Here is a 19066-nt window from a genome sequence, read left to right on the forward strand (position 1 = left end):
AAGCCTTATTACATCGCTTCCCACGGATTGAGGATGAACACTCCTGTAGCTTCGAAATCAGCCACATTGCGAGTGACTACCGTCATGCCATGGACAAGGGCCGTCGCGGCAATGAGCGCGTCACGCTCGCCCCGCTTGTCGGGTACGTGCAACCGGGCGCAGCGTTGCGCGACCGCTGTATCGATTGGCAATGTTCGTCCAGAGAACTCCGGCAACACATGTTGCTCCAGCCACGAGCGCAGCAAGGCCCCTTGGGTGGCGTCTTTTCGCTCAATCGACAGAACACCGAGCTCCAGCTCCATGATGGTTATGGCAGACACGAGCAGCTCGGCGGCATCGACGCTTTCACTCCATGCCGCAACGTTCGGGTCAGCTTTTCCGGCCCGAACCTTTCGCAGTTCGGACACCACGTCGGTGTCGAGAACGAACATCATGAGAAGTCAGCCGGCTGGGCGCCGATGGTCACACGTGGTGCTTCAAACTCGATGTCCGCAACGTCCGGCATAGCCAGAGAGTCGGCGATGTTGCGACGCTGCTTCGTAAGGCGCTGGTATTCCTCGATGCTCAACAACACATGAGTGGGCTTGCCACAATCCGTGATGAACACCGGACCCTGCTTGGCCGCCTTCTTTGCGCGGGTAACATCCTGGTCAAGCTCTCGACTGGATAGGGTCGTGATGGTCATGGCGGCACCTCCCGCATCTCTGGATAGCTCGCACAATCGATTCATGAAATGAGCCGAATAATCTGCTTATTCGGCTCACCCTCCCAGAAGGGCTTGCCATGCACTCTTCGCGCCCCCGCGAAAAGCCGCCTGATCGCGCAGCGTCTGGTTCAGTTCGAAGACAACTCACGCAGCGCGGCGGTAGCCAGGAAGCCGGAGCGAGAGGCGTAGCGATGGTCGCGCTTCACGCGTTCGTCGATGCGTTGCAGGAGGTTTTCCGGGAGGCTGGCGTTGAAGCGCACGGCCTTGCCCAGGTAGGGGGTGACGTCGAAGTCGACCACCGCCCAGACGCCGCCGGCGTAGTCGGGGTTGCCCATGTGGGTGTCCACTTCCTGGGCTTGCGGGAGCGTCTCGCCGTCGGCCACCAGGCCTTCGAAGTGTAGGGCCAGGGCTTCCTGGACGTTTTCCAGCGCCTGGCTGACGGTGCCGCCGGCGGAGAAGCAGCCAGGCACGTCAGGGATGGTCACGCCGTAATCCGAGTCGGCGTCCTTGTGCAGAACCACGGGGAATTTCATGTTGATGCCCTCCTCCTGGGCTGACGGCCGACTCATCGCAGGCCGGCCTGGCGCAGAATACTGTTCACGGTCCCGATCGGCAGGTTGCTCCTGGGGTGGGGAACCGTCACCCGCCCCTGCTTGGTGAAATGCCGGAACTGGTGATGACTGCCTTTCACCTCCACCAGGAACCAGCCATCCGCCCGGATCAACTCCATGATTTCTCGACTGCGCATCGTCCCTCCGCCCAGCCTTGGTGTGTATGCTACACACCAAGACCGTGATTATCTACACACACTACACACCCAACTTTCGACCTTGCCGTCAGGCGCTCCGCCGCAATTGAAGAGCGCCGAGGCTTTGGACGGTGCGAGGGGGTTGGCGGGAGCTGAAAACAGGGAAGTTTCCTGCGAGGCATTGGCGTTGCCGTCTTACAAGACGGCTGCGTAGCGTTCCACCTGCCACGGATCAGACGTGGCCAAGTGTGGAAACCTGATTAACGAGCGGTCCACTCTTTCAGGGCGAAGTAGGCACGACGTGCCGGTAGTGCCCTGTACGCTTTTGGCGGACCGTGCGAGGCGGGCGTTTGCCCGGCCGGCTTACTCGTTATCCGGTTTTCCACCCTTGCACGGTCCGCCTCCCTTCTCCGGATTGCCTGGGTGGCGGCTTCTTCGATGCAGCAAGGAGCGACAGCATGAGCCTTTCTTCTACTTCCGATTCCGTTCTCGTCCCTTCGGTTTTCCTGCGCCATCGCCGGCCCCTGCGGGCGGTGCTGATCGAGAACCAGGCGTGGTTCGTCGGGCGCGACCTGGCGCGGCTGACCAACAGCCATGTGTCCACGCGGGTTATCCACAAACTGGATGCCGACCAGCAGCGGTTCGAGTGTCTGCAGGTGGCTGGCGGCGAGGTGACGCGTGAGTGGCTGGTCAGCGAGAGCGGCGTGTATGCGTTGCTGATGGTGCATTTCTATCACCCGGAGAACCGGGGCTTGCGGCAGTGGTTGAGCAATGAGGTGGTGCCGGCGTTGCGGGATGCGCGGCAGAGTGATCCGGATTTGCCGCGGCGAAGGGTGAAGCGGGTGCAGGGGCAGCAGTTGAGCGTGCTGGATTGGCAGGGGAAGTTGTGGGTGCGGTTTGGGGATGCGGTGGGGTTGATGGAGCGGGAGGTTCGGCGGGAGTCGTAGGGTTGGGCGGTATGCATGGTGATGGGTATCGCTGCGCTCAACGCCATCCTACGGGGCGCCAGGGTTGGCTCTGGTGTGGTCTTTGACTTGGGCTCCCTCTCCCCAGCCCTCTCCCTGAAGGGAGAGGGGGCTTGTTCGTGCCGAGAGGGGGACCGGCTTCAGTCGGTAACTTTCGGTGTTGCCGGCTGGCTCCAGAGCACCAGCGCCTGCCCAACGGTCCCCTCTCCCTTCAGGGAGAGGGTTAGGGAGAGGGCTGCCGGGCCTCGCTCTAGCGCCGACAGACTTGACCGGACCCCGCCTCACCGCTTCGCAATGATGTAAACCGCATGCACGATGCCCGGGATGTACCCCAGCAACGTCAGCAGGATGTTCAGCCAGAACGCCCCGCCGAAGCCGACCTGGAGGAACACACCCAGGGGCGGGAGGATGATGGCGATGAGGATGCGGATCAGGTCCATGGCGGGTGCTCCTTGTAACTATGGCTACTGACACCAGCATCGACCACGGCCGCTTCGCTGGCGTTCAATCCTTTTGCGGGCCATGGTTGCGGGCAGAGTCAGGCCTCTGCGTACCGAAAAGGTGCAACCCCGCTCCCGCCCCAGCGCGCAGATGCCCGCTCTCCTAAAATGCCAGGCAAGGTCCGCTTCTTGCAGCGATCGCCGGGCATCCGCTGCATCCGCCAGCATGGTCACCTTTCTACACAGTCCGTCGGCTTCGACCAATGGCTGGTTGCACCTGGTTGCACCTTTGTCGTCCGGCGTTTAAATTCTCGCCACATTTCCGCCGTGCCCACTTTCAATAACAGGTACAACCATGGCCACCACCACCCTTGGCGTGAAGCTGGACGACGCCACCCGTGAACGTCTGAAGCAAGCCGCCCAAGCCATCGAGCGCACGCCGCACTGGATCATCAAGCAGGCGATCTTCAACTATCTGGAGCAGATCGAGGGTGGTCTCTCCCCCGCCGCGCAGTCCGGCCTGGCCGCCGCGGCCGGCGAGGAGTCGCTGGAGGCGCTGAACGAGCAGGGCCTGCAGGTGTTCCTGGACTTCGCCGAGAGCATCCTGCCGCAGTCGGTGCTGCGCGCCGCCATCACTTCCGCCTACCGCCGCCCGGAAACCGAGGCCCTGCCGATGCTGCTGGAGCAGGCCCGCCTGCCGCAGGACAAAGCCGAGGCCGCCAACAAGATGGCCCTGGGCATCGCCGAGAAGCTGCGCAACCAGAAGAGCGCCGGCGGCCGCCAGGGCCTGGTGCAGGGCCTGCTGCAGGAGTTCTCGCTGTCGTCCCAGGAGGGCGTGGCGCTGATGTGCCTGGCCGAGGCGCTGCTGCGCATTCCGGACAAGGCCACCCGCGACGCGCTGATCCGCGACAAGATCAGCAACGGCAACTGGAGCCAGCACCTGGGCCAGAGCCCGTCGATGTTCGTCAACGCCGCGTCCTGGGGCCTGCTGATCACCGGCAAGCTGGTGTCCACCCACACCGAGGCGGGCATGACCTCCTCGCTCAACCGCATCATCGGCAAGAGCGGCGAGCCGCTGATCCGCAAGGGCGTGGACATGGCCATGCGCCTGATGGGCGAGCAGTTCGTCACCGGCGAGACCATCGGCGAGGCCCTGGCCAACGCCGCGAACATGGAAAGCCGCGGCTTCCGCTATTCCTACGACATGCTCGGCGAAGCCGCACTCACCGACGAGGACGCCAAGCGCTACCTGGCCTCCTACGAGCAGGCCATCCACGCCATCGGCAAGGCCTCCCACGGCCGCGGCATCTACGAAGGCCCGGGCATCTCCATCAAGCTCTCGGCGCTGCACCCGCGCTACAGCCGCGCGCAGTACGACCGGGTGATGGACGAGCTGTACCCGACCCTGCTGGGCCTGACGCAGATGGCCAAGCAGTACGACATCGGCATCAACATCGACGCCGAGGAAGCCGACCGCCTGGAAATCTCCCTCGACCTGCTGGAGCGCCTGTGCTTCGAGCCGTCGCTGAGCGGCTGGAACGGCATCGGCTTCGTCATCCAGGCCTACCAGAAGCGCTGCCCGTACGTGATCGACTACGTGATCGACCTGGCCAAGCGCAGCCGTCACCGCCTGATGATCCGCCTGGTGAAGGGCGCCTACTGGGACAGCGAGATCAAGCTGGCCCAGGTCAACGGCCTGGAGGGCTACCCGGTCTACACCCGCAAGCCCTACACCGACGTTTCCTACATCGCCTGCGCGCGTAAGCTGCTGGCGGTGCCGGAGGCCATCTACCCGCAGTTCGCCACCCACAACGCCCATTCGCTGTCGGCCATCTACCAGATCGCCGGGCAGAACTACTACCCGGGCCAGTACGAGTTCCAGTGCCTGCACGGCATGGGCGAGCCGCTGTACGAGCAGGTGGTGGGCAAGGTCGCCGACGGCAAGTTCAACCGCCCGTGCCGCATCTACGCCCCGGTGGGCAGCCACGAGACGCTGCTGGCCTACCTGGTGCGCCGCCTGCTGGAAAACGGCGCCAACACCAGCTTCGTCAACCGCATCGCCGACCACAGCATCTCGCTGCAGGACCTGGTGACCGACCCGGTGCAGCAGGTCGAGCAGATGGCCGCCCAGGAAGGCACCCTCGGCCTGCCGCACCCGCGCATCCCGCTGCCGCGTGACCTCTACGGCGAAGGCCGGGCCAACTCCGCCGGCCTGGACCTGGCCAACGAACACCGCCTGGGCTCGCTCTCCTCGGCGCTGCTGACCAGCACCAACCAGGCCTACGTCGCCCAGCCGGTGCTCGGCGGCGAAGCCCCGGCGCCCGCCGCGGCCGAGCCGGTGAAGAACCCGGCCGACCACCGCGACATCGTCGGCCAGGTACACGAGGCCAGCGAGGCGGACGTGAACAACGCCCTGCTCAGCGCCCAGGCCAGCGGGCCGATCTGGCAGTCCACCCTGCCGGAAGAGCGCGCCGCCGTGCTGGAGCGCGCCGCCGACCAGATGGAAAGCGAGATGCAGCAGCTGATGGGCCTGCTGGTGCGCGAATCCGGCAAGACCTTCGCCAACGCCATCGCCGAGGTGCGCGAGGCGGTGGACTTCCTGCGCTACTACGCGGCCCAGGCCCGCAGCTTCTCCAACGACAGCCACCGCCCGCTGGGCCCGGTGGTGTGCATCAGCCCGTGGAACTTCCCGCTGGCGATCTTCAGCGGCCAGGTGGCCGCCGCACTGGCCGCCGGCAACACCGTGCTGGCCAAGCCGGCCGAGCAGACCCCGCTGATCGCCGCCCAGGCCGTGCGCATCTTGCTGGAAGCCGGCGTGCCGGCCGGCGTGCTGCAGCTGCTGCCGGGCCGCGGCGAAACCGTTGGCGCCCGCCTGGTCGGCGACGAGCGCGTGCGCGGCGTGATGTTCACCGGCTCCACCGAGGTCGCCGGCATCCTCCAGCGCAACATCGCCGGCCGCCTGGACGCCCAGGGCCGCGCCATTCCGCTGATCGCCGAGACCGGCGGGATGAACGCGATGATCGTCGACTCCTCGGCGCTGGCCGAGCAGGTGGTGGTGGACGTGATCAACTCCGCCTTCGACAGCGCCGGCCAGCGCTGCTCGGCCCTGCGCGTACTGTGCGTGCAGGCCGACGTGGCCGACCGCGTGGTGCAGATGCTCAAGGGCGCCATGGCCGAATACACAATCGGCTCGCCGGAGCACCTGAACGTGGACATCGGCCCGGTGATCGACGCCGAGGCCAAGGGCAACATCGACCGCCACATCCAGGCCATGCGCGACAAGGGCCGCAAGGTCTTCCAGGCCGCGCGGGTCAACGGCGACGCGCTCAAGCGCGGCACCTTCGTGGTGCCGACGCTGATCGAGCTGGACAGCTTCGACGAGCTCAAGCGCGAAATCTTCGGCCCGGTGCTGCACCTGGTGCGCTACGAGCGTTCCGACCTGGACCAGTTGCTGGCGCAGATCAACGCCTCCGGCTACGGCCTGACCCTCGGCGTGCACACCCGCATCGACGAGACCATCAGCCAGGTGGTGGGCAACGCCCACGTCGGCAACCTGTACGTGAACCGCAACATCGTCGGCGCCGTGGTCGGCGTGCAGCCCTTCGGCGGCGAAGGTCTGTCCGGCACCGGCCCGAAGGCCGGCGGCCCGCTGTACCTGTTCCGCCTGCTGTCGACCCGCCCGCGCGATGCGGTGGCCAGGCAGTTGGCCGGCGACAACGTGCAGGCCCTACCGCGCCCGGCCGAGCGCGAGAAGTCCCTGCAAGCCCTGCGCGACTGGGCAGCCAAGCAGGAGCCGGAACTGGCGAAGGTGGCGGACGAGTTCGCCAGCCTGGCGCAGAGCTACGCCTGCCACGTGCTGACCGGCCCGACCGGCGAGCGCAACACCTACACCCTGCTGCCGCGCGAGCGCGTGCTGAACATTGCCGAGGAGCGTGCCGACCTGCTGGTGCAACTGGCCGCCACCCTGGCGGTGGGCAGCCTGGCGGTATGGCCGGCAAGCCAGCGCGAGCTGCGCGACAGCCTGCCGAAGGAAGTGCAGAAGCGTATCGAGCTGGTCAACGACTGGACCGCCGCCGAAGCCGCCTTCGACGCCATCCTGCACCACGGCGATTCCGACCAGCTGCGCGAGGTGTGCGAACAGGCTGCCAAGCGCAAGGGCGCCATCGTTGGCGTGCACGGCCTGGGCAAGGGTGAAACCGACGTACCGCTGGAACGCCTGCTGGTGGAGCACGCCCTGAGCGTGAACACCGCGGCCGCCGGCGGCAACGCCAGCCTGATGACCATCGGCTGATGCGACGGCGGCGGCCCTACCCGGCCGCCGCCAGCGACACCCGCGCCCTTGCGGCGCGAACCGCGCTACCGCCCTCGTCGAGGGGGCTACCCGCCCGGCAGCGCGGCTTTCCCTCCAGGCATTCCATGCCTTGCGTCCGCCCAAACGGCGGACGCCGCGGCGGGGCTACCCTCCCCGCCGCTTCCTTGAATACCGGTTCCTACAGGAACCAGCGGTATTCCCGCGCACTGACCTCGTCCATGAATTCCAGATGGTCGTGGCGCTTGTTCTCGCAGTAGACGAAGACGAACTCGCTGCCGAGGCCTTCCTTGACCACCGGGTGGTTCTCCATGGCCGCCACCGCGCCGAGCATGTCGCGGGGGAAGTCGATGCCGCTGTCGCGGTCTTCGTTCAGCGGGGCGATGGGCTCCTTGCCCGCTTCCAGGCCGTATTCCATGCCGGTGAGGATGGCCGCCAGGACCAGATACGGGTTGGCGTCGGCGCCGGCCAGGCGGTGCTCGATGCGCAGGTTCCGGCCGTCGGACTCGGGGATGCGGATGCACGCGTCGCGGTCTTCGAAGCCCCAGCTGGCCTTGCTCGCCGCGTTCACCCGGGAGCCGTAGCGGCGGTAGGCGTTGTGGTTGGCGGCGAAGATCGGCATGCAGTGCGGCAGCAGTTCCAGGCAGCCGGCCACGGCGTGGCGCAGCGGGCGCTGGCCCTCGCCGTCGAGCAGGTTGCGGCCGTCGCGGTCGTACAGGCTGACGTGGACGTGCATGCCGCTGCCCGGCGCGTGCAGGTAGGGCTTGCTCATGAAGCTGGCGCGGTGCCCGTGCTTGAGCGCCACGCCACGGGTGGCGCGGGTGAACAGCGCGGCCTGGTCGGCGGCGTGCAGGCCGTCCTCGCAGTGGGCGAAGTTGATCTCGAACTGGCCCGGGCCGATCTCGGCGGTGATGACGTTGGCGTCCACGCCCTGCTCGCGCGAGGCTTCGACGATTTCATGCAGCACGTCGGAGAAGCGCGACAGGCGCTCGATGTGCATGTTCGGCTGGTCGTCCTCGTCGTCGCACAGCGGGTCGCGCGGGTACTGCGGCAGGCCGTCCTTGAGCTTCCTGTCGAACAGGTAGAACTCCAGTTCGAAGGCCACCACCGGGCGGATGCCCTTGCCTTCCAGGCGCTTGAGCACGCGCGCCAGCACTTCCCGCGGTTCGAACTCGATGGGCGCCTCAGTGCCGTCGGAGCTGATGATCATCTGCCCCAGCGGCTGGCTCTCCCAGCGCACCGGCTTGAGCGTGCCGGGGATCAGCCGGCGCGGCGCGTCCGGGTCGCCGTCGTTGAAGCAGTAGTCGCCGATCGGGTGCAGGCCACCCTGCACGCCCAGCAGCACGCAGTTCTGCGGCAGTTTCAGGGGCGAGCCGGCGGCGACTTTCTCCAGCATGTCCACCGGGTAGCGCTTGCCGTAGAAGTGCCCGGGGATGTCCAGGCAGATCAGGTCGACGTAGCGCACGTCCGGGTTCTGGGCGCGGAAGGCGCGTACTTCGCTGAGCAGGTCGGGGAAGGTTTGGCGGTTCATCTTCTTGGTGCCTGTGTCGGGCGCAGCCGGATGCCTTCAGGTGAAGATCCAGAGCACCCTCGTTGGTTTGTCTGTCAGGTTGCCGTAGCGGAATTTCGCGTGCGGCGGCAGCTGGAAGCTGTCGTTGGGGTAAAGGGTGACGGTCTCGTCCTGGTACCAGAGGGTCAGTTCGCCCTCCAGCACGAAGCCGCCCTGTTCGGAGCTGTCGTTGAGGTGGTCCTCGCCGCTGGTGGCGCCGGGGGCGAGGATGCTGTCGAGCATCGAGAAGCCGCCGGACATGTTCGGCGAGGCGAGGATGTCGGTGATGCCGCCGGCGTAGTACAGCGTGCGGCGGTCGGCTGGGCGCGTCACCCAGGCCAGCTCGCGCGCCGGCCCCTCGGCGTAGAAGTAGGTGGTCGGCACGCCGAGGGCTTCGCTGATGGCGGTGAGGTCCGCCACGGTGGGGCGCGACAGGCCGCGCTCGACCTGGGAGAGGAAGCCCACCGAGCGGCCGATGCGCTCGGCCAGGGCGCCGAGGGTCAGGTTCTTGTGCTTGCGCAGGTCGCGGATGAGGGTCGCGAGGTGTTCGTTCTGGTGTTCTTGCATAGGCGCTGTCCGGCTCGGTTCAGAAGAAGTCCCGCAAGCGATACCAGGCTTTGCCGACGGCTTCCAGTGGCGCGGCGAAGCGCTGGCCGCCGGGGAAGCCGGGATTGCTCAGGCGCTGGTACAGGTCGAGCTCCTCGCTGCGCCCCAGCATCGCCTGGCTGACCGCGTGGGCAGCGGCCAGGCTGGGCAGCACGCCATGCCCGGAATAGCCCTGGAGCCAGTAGAGGTCGCCGCGGCGGCCGATGTCCGGGGTACGCCGCATGCTGCAGTCGATGTGCCCGCCCCAGGCGTACTCCAGCTCCACCCCGCGCAGTTGCGGGAACACCCGTTCGACGTAGGGCCGGGTGGCGGCGCGGATGTCCGAGGGCATGCCGCCCAGGTAGGTGCAGCCGCCGCCGAACAGCAGGCGGTGGTCGGGGGTGAGGCGGAAGTAGTCGAGGACGAACTGGTTGTCGGTCACGCAGCAGTTCTTCGGCAGCAGCGAGTGCGCAAGCTCGGCGCCCAGCGGCGCGGTGGCGACCTGGTAGGTGCCCACCGGCAGGATGCGCGCGGAGACTTCCTTGTCCAGGCCGTCGATGTAGGCGTTGCAGGCCAGCACCAGGGCGGCGCAGCGGATGCTGGCATGCTCGGTCTCGACCAGGTAGCCGTTGCCCTGCTCGCTGTAGCGCAGCGCGCGGGTCTGCTCGAAGATGCGCCCGCCGGCCTTCTCCAGCGCGCCGGCGAGGCCGTAGGCCAGTTTCAGCGGGTTGAGGTGCGCGGAATTCGGGTCGTACAGGCCGGCCAGGTAGCGTTCGCTGGCGATCCACTGCGGCAGCTCGGCGCGGGAAACCATCTGCAGGCCTTCGTAGCCCCAGCGGCGCGCAGCCTCGCCCTGCCACTCTTCGAGCATGCCGACGCGGCGCGGCAGTACGGCGGTCCACAGGTGGCCGACGCGGTAGTCGCAGTCGAAGCCGTGGCGCTGCGGCAGGTCGCGCATTTCCCGCGCGGCCCAGAGCATGCCCTGCCACAGGCGCAGGGCGCCTTCATGGCCGAGGTCGGCCTCGATCGGCCCGAGGTCGCTGGACCAGCCCGGCAGCGCCTGGCCGCCGTTGCGCCCGGAGGCCGCCCAGGCGATGCGGCTGGCCTCGATGACGCAGACCTGGCGGCCACCTTCGGCCAGTTGCAACGCGGTGTGCAGGCCGCTGAAGCCGGCGCCGATCACCAGTACCTCGACCTCCAGCGCATCCGTCAGCTGCGCGCGGGGCTGCAGCAATTCCGGGTTGGCGGCGGCGTAGTAGGTGCCGACGGGCTGGCTGGATTGCAGGAACATGGCGACCTCGTGAAATTGTCATGCTTGTTTTTCATGAAAACTAGCACAACTAATTTCATGAAGCCAGCCCGGCACAAATCCACAGCGACCCGCGGCAGCCCAGCCGGGGGAAGCCGGACCGTGCGCGCGGGATGACAGACGCCCATCTATTGCTATGTTCTTAGGAGATAAAAAGGCCGCCGGACGCGGTTCGGTCGGGCGTACAGGGGATAACCGGATGAATCGGATGCTGAAGCCGCAGCCTTATTGCAAGAATTGCCGACTGGCACCGCCCACCCTCAGCGACGACAAGCTCCAGGAGCTGGAAGCCCTCATCAAGCCCGGCCACCTGCTGCACAAGGGCGACCACCTGTTCCGCCAGGGCGACGCCTTCCACAACGTCTACCTGGTGCGGTCCGGCTCGCTGAAGACGGTGACCACCAACGAGCAGGGCCTGGAGAAGATCACCGGCTTCTATTACGCCAACGAGATCTTCGGCTTCTCCGGCATGGACGAGGGCCGCTATCCGGTGTCGGCCATCGCCCTGGAAAGCACCCTGTGCAGCGAGATTCCCTTCGACCAGTTGGAGCTGCTGTCACAGCAGATTCCCGGGCTGTCGCACCAGCTGCTGCTGATGATGAGCCGCAAGATCCGCGAGGACCAGCAGATGAAGCTGCTGCTCTCGCGGCTCAACGCCGACTCGCGGATCGCCGCCTTCCTGCTGAACATCTCCGCGCACTTCCGCGAGCGCGGCTTCTCCGCCCTGCGCTTTCGCCTGAGCATGTCGCGCCACGAGATCGGCGACTACCTGGGGCTGGCGGTGGAGACCGTGTCGCGCAGCTTCACCCGCCTGCAGAAGAACGGCCTGTTGCGGGTCAACGGGCGGGAGACGGAGATCGTCGACTTCACCGAGCTGTGCGCGCTGGCGGGCGGCGAGATCGAACTCTGAAGCCCTGTCTTTCCCTCGTAGGATGGGTTGAGCCTGCGAAACCCATGCGGTCATTGGCGATGGGTATCGCTCCGCTCAACCCATCCTACGGTGCGTGTTCGCCTGAGGGTGTAGGAGCGGGCCCTGCCCGCGATTCGCGCGCAGGGCGCGCTCCTACATGGGCTACGCCATGGCTGGTGCAGCGTAGGAGCGGATTCATCCGCGATGCGGCCGGCAGGCCGCCGCCGGTCCCGGGGCAGAACGCCCCGGCCGGGAATAAAAGCCGCCCCGATGGACCAAAACGACGTCCGGGGGCGGGCGCGAGGCAGGTTGTGGGCAGCCGCCGCGTCAGGCGGGGCCGCTGCCCAGGCATTCAGGGCCCTGCAGGCGGGCCGTCCAGTCTTCCACCACGCCACTGGCCAGGCGTTGCGCGGCGGTCTTGCGCCAGCGCAGCGAGAGCGCGTCGCACGCCATCATCTGGCGCAGGCCGCAACGCTCCAGCGGTTCGCCGAAGTACCAGCGCAGCAGGCTGGCGACGCTCAGCTGCGGGTAGTGCCGCTGCACCAGCTCCAGCGGCGCGGCGGCGCTGACCATGCCGGCGCGGCGCACCCGGTAGAACCAGCCGCAGCGCCCCTGCTGCTGCAACTCCAGCGGCAGTTCCGGAAGGTTCCAGCGGCGCCCCAGGCGGTAGCACGGCGAACGCGGCTGGCTGACCTCGATCAGCGCATCGCCCCAGCGGAACAGGTCGCCGATGCACACATCCGCCTCGCTGACGCCGAAGGTCGAGAGGTTCTCGCCGAAGGCCGGTTGCTGCCAGCGCTGTTGCGGGTGCTGCTTGCGCCAGTGGCGGTAGTGCTCGGCCGGGTAGTGGTGCAGCGCGCGGTCGAGGCCGCCGTGGTGGCGCAGGTCGGCCTGTTCGTCGCCGGGCAGGCCTTCGCTGCCCAGCCAGACTTCTTCGCGGGTTTCCAGCTTGTCGATGGCGCTGACCAGGCCGCCCCAGCACTCTTCGACTTTGCCTATGAAAACACCCTGGATGACGATGCCTTCCACCTTTGTCTACCCGTCTGCAGCAGCGGACAGGCACTAGACTAGAGCCTCGGATAGGCTCCTATCCATTTCGATTTTCCAGTTTCGTTGATAAGCCAAGCTTATGGATTTCCGCCAGCTCCGCTATTTCGTCGCGCTCTACGAGGAAGGCCACGTCGGCCGCGCCGCCGAGCGCCTGGCCCTGTCGCAGCCGGCGCTGTCGCAGCAGATCCGCCAACTGGAGCGGAGCCTGGACGTGGCCCTGTTCCAGCGCGTCGGCAAGCGCCTGGTGCCGACAGTGGCGGCACACACGCTGTACAACCATGCCGTGCCCCTGCTCGAAGGCCTGGAGCGCGCCCACGAGGCCCTGCGCGGCTTCCGCGGCCAGGCCGCGCGCAGCCTGGCCATCGGCGTGCTGCAGACGGTCAACGCCAGCCTGGTGCCCTATCTGGTGGAGCGCCTGCACGCCGCGCAGCCGCATTTGCAGGTGCGCATCTACGAGCTGTCCGGGGTGGAGATCGAACGCCGGCTGCTGGCCGGGCAGTTGGACATCGGCATCGGCTTCCTGCCGCCGCGCCAGCCGGCGCTGCACGGTGTGGAGCTGTACCCGGACGAGTTGCAACTGGTGATCCCCGCCGACCACCCGCTGCGCGAGTTCAAGAAGGTGTCCCTGGCCCAGGCCGCGGAGCTGCCGATGCTGCTGCTCGGCGAGGAATTCCGCGCCCGGCAGATCTGGCAGGAACAACTGGCCGCCATCGGCCGCCGGCCGCGGGTGCAGGCCGAGCTGAACCACATGAGCGGCATCCTCGACAGCCTGCCCCACAGCCGCTTCGCCACGGTGCTGCCGGGCCGTGCGCGGCAACTGCACAGCAACCGCGACCTGCTGTGGAAGCCGTTGAGCGAGCCGCGCATTCCGCTGAGCGTGGGGCTGGTGTACCGCGATGCGCAGCGCCAGCACAGCACCGTGGAGTTGCTGCGCTCCCTGCTGGAAGGCGTGGTGCAGAGTTTTTCGTAGGCGCGACTGTCTTGCAGGCCGCGCCAGAGTGCTCTTCGTAGGATGGGTTGAGCCTTGGCGAAACCCATGCGGTCGTGGCGATGGGTATCGCTTCGCTCAACACCATCCTACGGGGCGTTGTGTTTGCCGGAGAGCGTAGGAGCGGACCTTGTCCGCGATAGCCGGGCGTCCCGGCGCGGATCGCGGATGAGATCCGCTCCTACGCCGCCCCACCCGCGCCATTCCCCTTGTAGGAGCACGCCCTGCGCGCGAATCGCGGGCAGGGCCCGCTCCTACAGGTTGCCGGGAGGCACGGTATTCCTCCCCCGTAGGAGCGGACCTTGTCCGCGATAGCCGGGCGTCCCGGCGCGGATCGCGGATGAGATCTCCTACGCCGCCCCACCCGCACCGTCCCCCTGTAGGAGCGCGCCCTGCGTGCGAATCGCGGGCAGGGCCCGCTACAGTTGGCCGGGCAGGAAAAATCGCAGGCAAAAGAAAACCCCGCCTTGCGAGCGGGGTTTTGCAGACCGATATCCTGACGTCCGTGCTGGCCACCGTCCGTGGTGGAATCCCTTTCTTTCCGTTTTGTCGTCGGCGCTTCCTGCGCAATGTCCTGACTGAGAAGAAGATTACCCCTCGCGCCGACGAGCCGATAGACGCCAAATGACACCACGACGTGTAAGCCTAGGCTTACAAAACCGTTGCACCCCTGAAACGACAAGGCCCCGCCGAAGCGGGGCCCTGTCAGGTTGCGCCGATCAGAACTGCGCAGCGTCGAGCAGGTACAGCGACTCGCTGCCGGCTTTCACCGAGGCGGTCAAGGAGTGGATGCGCGGCAGCAGGCGGGCGAAATAGAAGCGCGCGGTGCCCAGCTTGCTGGCGTAGAAGTCGTCCTGACCTTCCTTGCCCAGCGCCGCGCGGGCCATCAGCGCCCACATGTAGGCGTAGGCGGTGTAGCCGAACACGTGCAGGTATTCGACCGAGGCCGCGCCGATCTCGTTGGGGTTGGCCTTGGCGCGGTCCAGCAGCCAGGTGGTCAGTTCTTCCAGGTTCTGCACGGCGGCGTTCAGCGGGCCGGTGAACTCGGCCAGCTCGGCGCCGGCCGAGGCGGTGAAGGCGCGGATTTCGTCGCTGAACAGCTTGGCGAAGGCGCCACCGCTGCCGACGATCTTGCGGCCCACCAGGTCCAGCGCCTGGATGCCGTTGGTGCCTTCGTAGATCTGGGTGATGTGGCAGTCGCGCACCAGTTGCTCCTGGCCCCACTCGCGGATGAAGCCGTGGCCGCCGAAGATCTGCTGGCCGTGCACGGTGGTTTCCAGGCCCATGTCGGTGAGGAAGGCCTTGGCCACCGGGGTCAGCAGCGCCACCAGGCTCTCGGCGCGCTGGCGCACGGCGGTGTCTTCGCTGTACTTGGCGGTGTCCAGCTGCATGGCGACGTAGCTGGAGAAGGCGCGGCCGCCCTCGTTCAGCGCTTTCATGGTCAGCAGCATGCGGCGCACGTCCGGGTGCACGATGATCGGGTCGGCGGCCTTGTCCTTGGCTACCGGGCCGGTCGGCGCGCGGCTCTGGATGCGCTCGCGGGCATATTCCACGGCGCTCTGGTAGGAACGCTCGCCGGTGGCCAGGCCCTGGATGCCAACGCCCAGGCGCTCGTAGTTCATCATGGTGAACATGGCCGCCAGGCCTTTGTTCGGCGCGTCGACGATCCAGCCGGTGGCGCCGTCGAAGTTCATCACGCAGGTGGCCGAGGCCTTGATGCCCATCTTGTGCTCGATGGAGCCGCAGGACACGGCGTTGCGCTCGCCCAGGGAACCGTCCTCGTTGACCAGCACCTTGGGCACCAGGAACAGCGAGATGCCCTTGGAGCCGGCCGGCGCGTCGGGCAGCTTGGCCAGCACCAGGTGGACGATGTTCTCGGTCAGGTCGTGCTCGCCGCCGGTGATGAAGATCTTGGTGCCGCTGACCTTGTAGCTGCCGTCGGCCTGGGGCTCGGCCTTGGTTCGGATGATGCCCAGGTCGGTGCCGGCGTGGGGCTCGGTCAGGCACATGGAACCGGCCCAGGTGCCGGCGTACATGTTCGGCAGGTACTTGGCCTTGAGCTCTTCGCTGGCGTGGTTGAGCAGCGACAGGCAGGCGCCGGCGGTAAGCATCGGGTACAGGCCGAAGGACAGGTTGGCCGAGTTGACCATTTCCTCGACCTGCGCGCCTATCACCTTGGGCATGCCCATGCCGCCGAACTCCGGCGAACCGCCCACGCCCACCCAGCCGCCTTCGGCGTAGGTGCGGTAGGCCTCGGGGAAGCCGGCCGGGGTCTTCACACCCTCGGCGCTCCAGCTGCAGCCTTCCTCGTCGCCGCTGCGGTTGAGCGGGGCGATCACGCCCGCGGTGACCTTGCCGGCTTCCTCGAGAATGGCGCCGGCGGTATCGACGTCGACGATCTCGGCCAGGCCGGGCAGTTCGGCCCAGAGCTTACTGACCTCGAAGACTTCGTTGAGGACGAATTGCATGTCGCGCAGGGGTGCTTTGTAGTCAGCCATGTTGGGAATCCTCGAGCGAAACAACGGCTGAACAAGCAGCCAGCGGTATTCAGGATAGAAGGTACGCAAGGGTACGCCGGCGGAGCTTACTCCGCAAACACTTCAGAGACATAGCGTCATGTTGTGACCGAATAATTAATTATTGGTCACAATATTTATCCACCGGACAGCCAGCGGCCCCGGCCGCCCTGGGGCAACCGGGGCCGCTGGCAGCGCGATCAGAGCGCGAACTGCTCGGCGGACAGGCGCATCAACGTCTCGCCGCCGGCTTCCACCGCCGCCAGGTGCGCCGCGGCGCGCGGCAGCAGGCGGGCGAAGTAGAAGTCCGCGGTGGCCAGCTTGGCCTGGTAGAAGTCCGCCTCGGCGGCGCCCTCCTCCAGTTTCTGCCGGGCCACCAGGGCCATGCGCAGCCAGAAGTAGCCGAGGGTGACGTAGCCGGAGAACATCAGGTAGTCCACCGCCGCCGCGCCCACTTCGTCGGGGTTCTTCATGGCCGCCATGCCGACCTTCTGGGTCAACTCGCCCCACTGCTTGTTCAGCGCCGCCAGCTGCGCCACCTGGGCCTTGAGCTGCGGGTGCTCGGCGTTGGCCTGGCACAGCTGGTGGACCAGCTTGGTGAAGCCCAGCAGCAGCTTGCCCTGGCTGCCCAGCACCTTGCGGCCCAGCAGGTCCAGGGCCTGGATGCCGTTGGTGCCTTCGTAGATCGGGGCGATGCGGCAGTCGCGCACCAACTGCTCCATGCCCCACTCGCGGATGAAGCCGTGGCCGCCGAACACCTGCATGCCGTGGTTGGTCACCTCCAGCCCGGTGTCGGTCATGAAGGCCTTGCAGATCGGGGTGACGAAGGCCAGCAGGTTGGCCGCCTGCTCGCGTTCCTCAGCGTTGTCGGACAGGTGCTCGATGTCCAGCAACTGCGCGGTGAAGTAGGCCAGGGCACGGTTGCCCTCGTTGAAGGCCTTCATGGTCAGCAACATGCGCCGCACGTCGGGGTGGACGATGATCGGGTCGGCCGGCTTGTCCGGCGCCTTGGGCCCGGTCAGGGCGCGCATCTGCAGGCGCTCCTGGGCGTACTTCACGGCGCCCTGGTAGCTCACTTCGCCGAGACACAGGCCCTGCATGCCGGTGCCCAGGCGCGCGTGGTTCATCATGGTGAACATGCAGGCCAGGCCCTTGTTGGCCTCGCCGATCAGGTAGCCGGTGGCGCCGTCGAAGTTCATCACGCAGGTGGCCGAGGCCTTGATGCCCATCTTGTGCTCGATGGAGCCGCAGGCCACGGCGTTGCGCGCGCCGGCCTCGCCGCTGGCGTCGAGCAGGAACTTGGGCACGATGAACAGCGAGATGCCCTTGGTGCCGGCCGGCGCGTCGGGCAGCTTGGCCAGCACCAGGTGGATGATGTTCTCGCTCAGGTCGTGCTCGCCGGCGGAGATGAAGATTTTGGTGCCGCTGATGGCGTAGCTGCCGTCGGCGTTGGGCACGGCGCGGGTCTTGATGATGCCCAGGTCGGTGCCGCAGTGCGGTTCGGTCAGGCACATGGTGCCGGTCCAGGTGCCGGCGGTCATGCGCGGCAGGTAGGCCTGCTTCTGCTCGGCGCTGCCGTGGGCGTGGATGGCGGCCATGGCGCCCTTGGTCAGGCCGGGGTACATGGCCCAGGAGCAGTTGGCCGCGCCGATCATCTCGCTGACCAGCAGGCCGAGGGAATGCGGCAGGCCCTGGCCGCCGTAGGCCGGGTCGGAGGACACACCGTTCCAGCCGCCCTCGACGTACTGCGCGAAGGCCTCCTTGAAGCCCTTGGGCGTGGTCACCACGCCGTTGTCGAAGTGGCAGCCTTCCTCGTCGCCGGAGCGGTTCAGCGGGGCCAGCACCTGCTCGCAGAACTTGGCGCCCTCCTCGAGGATGGCGGAAACCATGTCCGGGCTGGCATCGGTCGCCCCCAGGGCCTGGTAGCGGCCGGCAAAGTCGAAGACTTCGTCGATCAGGAAGCGCATGTCGCGCAGGGGTGCCTTGTACTCGGGCATGGCGGTTCTCCAGTCGGTTCGGCGCCAAAGCGGCGCGGATCAACCCCGAACCTACTGTGCGCCGGAAAGCCCCGGCAATCACTCTGCGCGCGATGAATGCGCGGCCATAACCGGCGCCTGGCCGACACTGCGGCCACACACGAAAAAGCCCGCCGGAGGGCGGGCTCGATCAGGCGAAGACTACTTCCACCCGGCCCTCACGGCGTGAGCGGGGTGCGGCCTTGACCACGATCTGCACGTCACGTCCGAGCCGGGCCAGGCAGTCGATCATCTTGGCCTCGCTGATGCCTCTGAATTTCCCACGCAACATGTCGGAAACCTTGGGTTGAGGGAGCCCGAGGATTTCCGCCGCCTGGGTCTGGGTCAAGTGGCGGGCCTTGATGATGCTGCCGATCTTGGATGCCAGCCTGGCCTTGACCTGCATCTCGCCTGCATCGGCCCTGCCGAGGTCGGCATAGACGTTGCCGCTGCCTTCTTCGAACTCAATCATTCTCTACGCTCTTCGCATGGGCTTGCGCATCCTTCAGCCTTTTCCTGATCAGCTCCAGGTCGTGCTGCGGAGTCTCTATGCCCTTGGTCGATTTCTTCTGGAAGCAGTGCAGAGCATAGACCGCCCTTGCAAATTTCACTGTGTAGACCGCTCGATAGGTGTCGCCATCATGGTCTTCGACAACCTCCAGCACGCCGGCCCCCGAGAAGCCTTTCATCGGCTTGGTCTGGGGATGCTTGCCACCTTCCTGCGCCTGGTGCAGGGCAAAGCCGAACACATCTTGGACATCGTCAGGCATATCCAGAAGATCCCTCTTGCTGCTGCCCATCCAGATCAACGACTTCACTGATGGCTCGGCTTCCTTGTGAATGGCCGGACGACTCTATACCTATATTGGTATAGCGATCAAGCCATGCGCCAAGAAGTGCAGGCGTGGAAACGAAAACACCCTGCGAGCACTGGGCTCGCAGGGTGCTTTCTGAGCAACCCGCCATGCAGCGGGCT

17 protein-coding genes are annotated in these 19066 nt (G+C 66.7%); 4 read left to right on the top strand and 13 right to left on the bottom strand.

Annotated features, from left to right (window positions below; translation table 11 throughout):
- Nucleotides 1-8: 8 nt before the first annotated feature.
- From IG194_RS10380 to IG194_RS10395, 4 genes are all read right to left on the bottom strand, one after another.
- A complete protein-coding gene (locus IG194_RS10380; protein WP_058489669.1) occupies nucleotides 9-431 on the bottom strand; it encodes a type II toxin-antitoxin system VapC family toxin in 423 nt (140 codons plus the stop codon).
- A complete protein-coding gene (locus IG194_RS10385; protein WP_058487637.1) occupies nucleotides 431-685 on the bottom strand; it encodes a type II toxin-antitoxin system prevent-host-death family antitoxin in 255 nt (84 codons plus the stop codon). Before IG194_RS10385 ends, IG194_RS10380 begins: the two co-directional genes overlap by 1 nt.
- Before the next feature lie 149 nt (nucleotides 686-834).
- Entirely contained in the window at nucleotides 835-1239 is a 405-nt protein-coding gene (locus tag IG194_RS10390) for a type II toxin-antitoxin system HicB family antitoxin (RefSeq protein ID WP_009615524.1), read from the bottom strand.
- A gap of 32 nt (nucleotides 1240-1271) precedes the next feature.
- Nucleotides 1272-1454, bottom strand: a complete 183-nt coding sequence (locus tag IG194_RS10395; RefSeq protein WP_058487638.1) for a type II toxin-antitoxin system HicA family toxin — start codon at nucleotides 1452-1454, stop codon at nucleotides 1272-1274.
- A 458-nt stretch (nucleotides 1455-1912) separates the two neighbouring features.
- Between IG194_RS10395 and IG194_RS10400 the strand changes: the two genes are divergently transcribed.
- Complete coding sequence (locus IG194_RS10400; protein WP_009615520.1) at nucleotides 1913-2401, top strand: Bro-N domain-containing protein; 489 nt, start codon at nucleotides 1913-1915, stop codon at nucleotides 2399-2401.
- A gap of 299 nt (nucleotides 2402-2700) precedes the next feature.
- Here IG194_RS10400 and IG194_RS10405 read toward each other — a convergent pair whose 3' ends face one another.
- On the bottom strand, nucleotides 2701-2859 hold the full coding sequence (locus IG194_RS10405) for a YqaE/Pmp3 family membrane protein (protein WP_009615518.1): 159 nt from the start codon (nucleotides 2857-2859) through the stop codon (nucleotides 2701-2703).
- 355 nt (nucleotides 2860-3214) lie between these two features.
- Between IG194_RS10405 and putA the strand changes: the two genes are divergently transcribed.
- Nucleotides 3215-7150 carry a trifunctional transcriptional regulator/proline dehydrogenase/L-glutamate gamma-semialdehyde dehydrogenase gene (gene putA / locus IG194_RS10410; protein ID WP_058487639.1) on the top strand — a complete coding sequence of 1312 codons (3936 nt, stop codon included), beginning with the start codon at nucleotides 3215-3217 and terminating at the stop codon, nucleotides 7148-7150.
- A gap of 199 nt (nucleotides 7151-7349) precedes the next feature.
- Here putA and IG194_RS10415 read toward each other — a convergent pair whose 3' ends face one another.
- The 3 genes from IG194_RS10415 to IG194_RS10425 are packed head-to-tail and all read right to left on the bottom strand — an operon-like array spanning nucleotide 7350 to nucleotide 10593.
- Nucleotides 7350-8699, bottom strand: coding sequence for a glutamine synthetase family protein (locus IG194_RS10415; protein ID WP_058487640.1), 1350 nt, complete (start codon nucleotides 8697-8699; stop codon nucleotides 7350-7352).
- A gap of 36 nt (nucleotides 8700-8735) precedes the next feature.
- Nucleotides 8736-9284 carry a helix-turn-helix domain-containing protein gene (locus IG194_RS10420; protein WP_043319201.1) on the bottom strand — a complete coding sequence of 183 codons (549 nt, stop codon included), beginning with the start codon at nucleotides 9282-9284 and terminating at the stop codon, nucleotides 8736-8738.
- A 19-nt stretch (nucleotides 9285-9303) separates the two neighbouring features.
- Complete coding sequence (locus IG194_RS10425) at nucleotides 9304-10593, bottom strand: NAD(P)/FAD-dependent oxidoreductase (protein WP_058487641.1); 1290 nt, start codon at nucleotides 10591-10593, stop codon at nucleotides 9304-9306.
- Between the two features lie 226 nt (nucleotides 10594-10819).
- On the opposite strand from IG194_RS10425, the gene IG194_RS10430 reads away from it, so the two are divergent.
- On the top strand, nucleotides 10820-11521 hold the full coding sequence (locus IG194_RS10430) for a transcriptional regulator FNR (protein ID WP_009615508.1): 702 nt from the start codon (nucleotides 10820-10822) through the stop codon (nucleotides 11519-11521).
- A 327-nt stretch (nucleotides 11522-11848) separates the two neighbouring features.
- Here IG194_RS10430 and IG194_RS10435 read toward each other — a convergent pair whose 3' ends face one another.
- Entirely contained in the window at nucleotides 11849-12550 is a 702-nt protein-coding gene (locus IG194_RS10435; protein ID WP_009615506.1) for an MOSC domain-containing protein, read from the bottom strand.
- Nucleotides 12551-12650: 100 nt separating this feature from the next.
- On the opposite strand from IG194_RS10435, the gene IG194_RS10440 reads away from it, so the two are divergent.
- The gene (locus IG194_RS10440) at nucleotides 12651-13541 is read left to right on the top strand and encodes a LysR family transcriptional regulator (protein ID WP_043319194.1); all 891 of its coding nucleotides are present in this window, start codon (nucleotides 12651-12653) and stop codon (nucleotides 13539-13541) included.
- 737 nt (nucleotides 13542-14278) lie between these two features.
- Here the strand turns inward: IG194_RS10440 and IG194_RS10445 are convergent.
- The 4 genes from IG194_RS10445 to IG194_RS10460 form a co-directional block, all read right to left on the bottom strand.
- Nucleotides 14279-16057: an acyl-CoA dehydrogenase C-terminal domain-containing protein gene (locus IG194_RS10445; protein ID WP_058487642.1), complete on the bottom strand. Its 1779-nt coding sequence runs from the start codon at nucleotides 16055-16057 to the stop codon at nucleotides 14279-14281.
- Between the two features lie 218 nt (nucleotides 16058-16275).
- The gene (locus tag IG194_RS10450) at nucleotides 16276-18072 is read right to left on the bottom strand and encodes an acyl-CoA dehydrogenase C-terminal domain-containing protein (RefSeq protein WP_043319190.1); all 1797 of its coding nucleotides are present in this window, start codon (nucleotides 18070-18072) and stop codon (nucleotides 16276-16278) included.
- A gap of 169 nt (nucleotides 18073-18241) precedes the next feature.
- Entirely contained in the window at nucleotides 18242-18562 is a 321-nt protein-coding gene (locus tag IG194_RS10455) for a helix-turn-helix domain-containing protein (RefSeq protein WP_043269347.1), read from the bottom strand.
- Complete coding sequence (locus IG194_RS10460) at nucleotides 18555-18860, bottom strand: type II toxin-antitoxin system RelE/ParE family toxin (protein ID WP_197674184.1); 306 nt, start codon at nucleotides 18858-18860, stop codon at nucleotides 18555-18557. Before IG194_RS10460 ends, IG194_RS10455 begins: the two co-directional genes overlap by 8 nt.
- Nucleotides 18861-19066 lie beyond the last annotated feature (206 nt).

Source organism: Pseudomonas sp. ADPe (genome assembly GCF_014843515.1).
In the GTDB taxonomy this organism is placed as follows: Bacteria; Pseudomonadota; Gammaproteobacteria; order Pseudomonadales; family Pseudomonadaceae; genus Pseudomonas; species Pseudomonas citronellolis.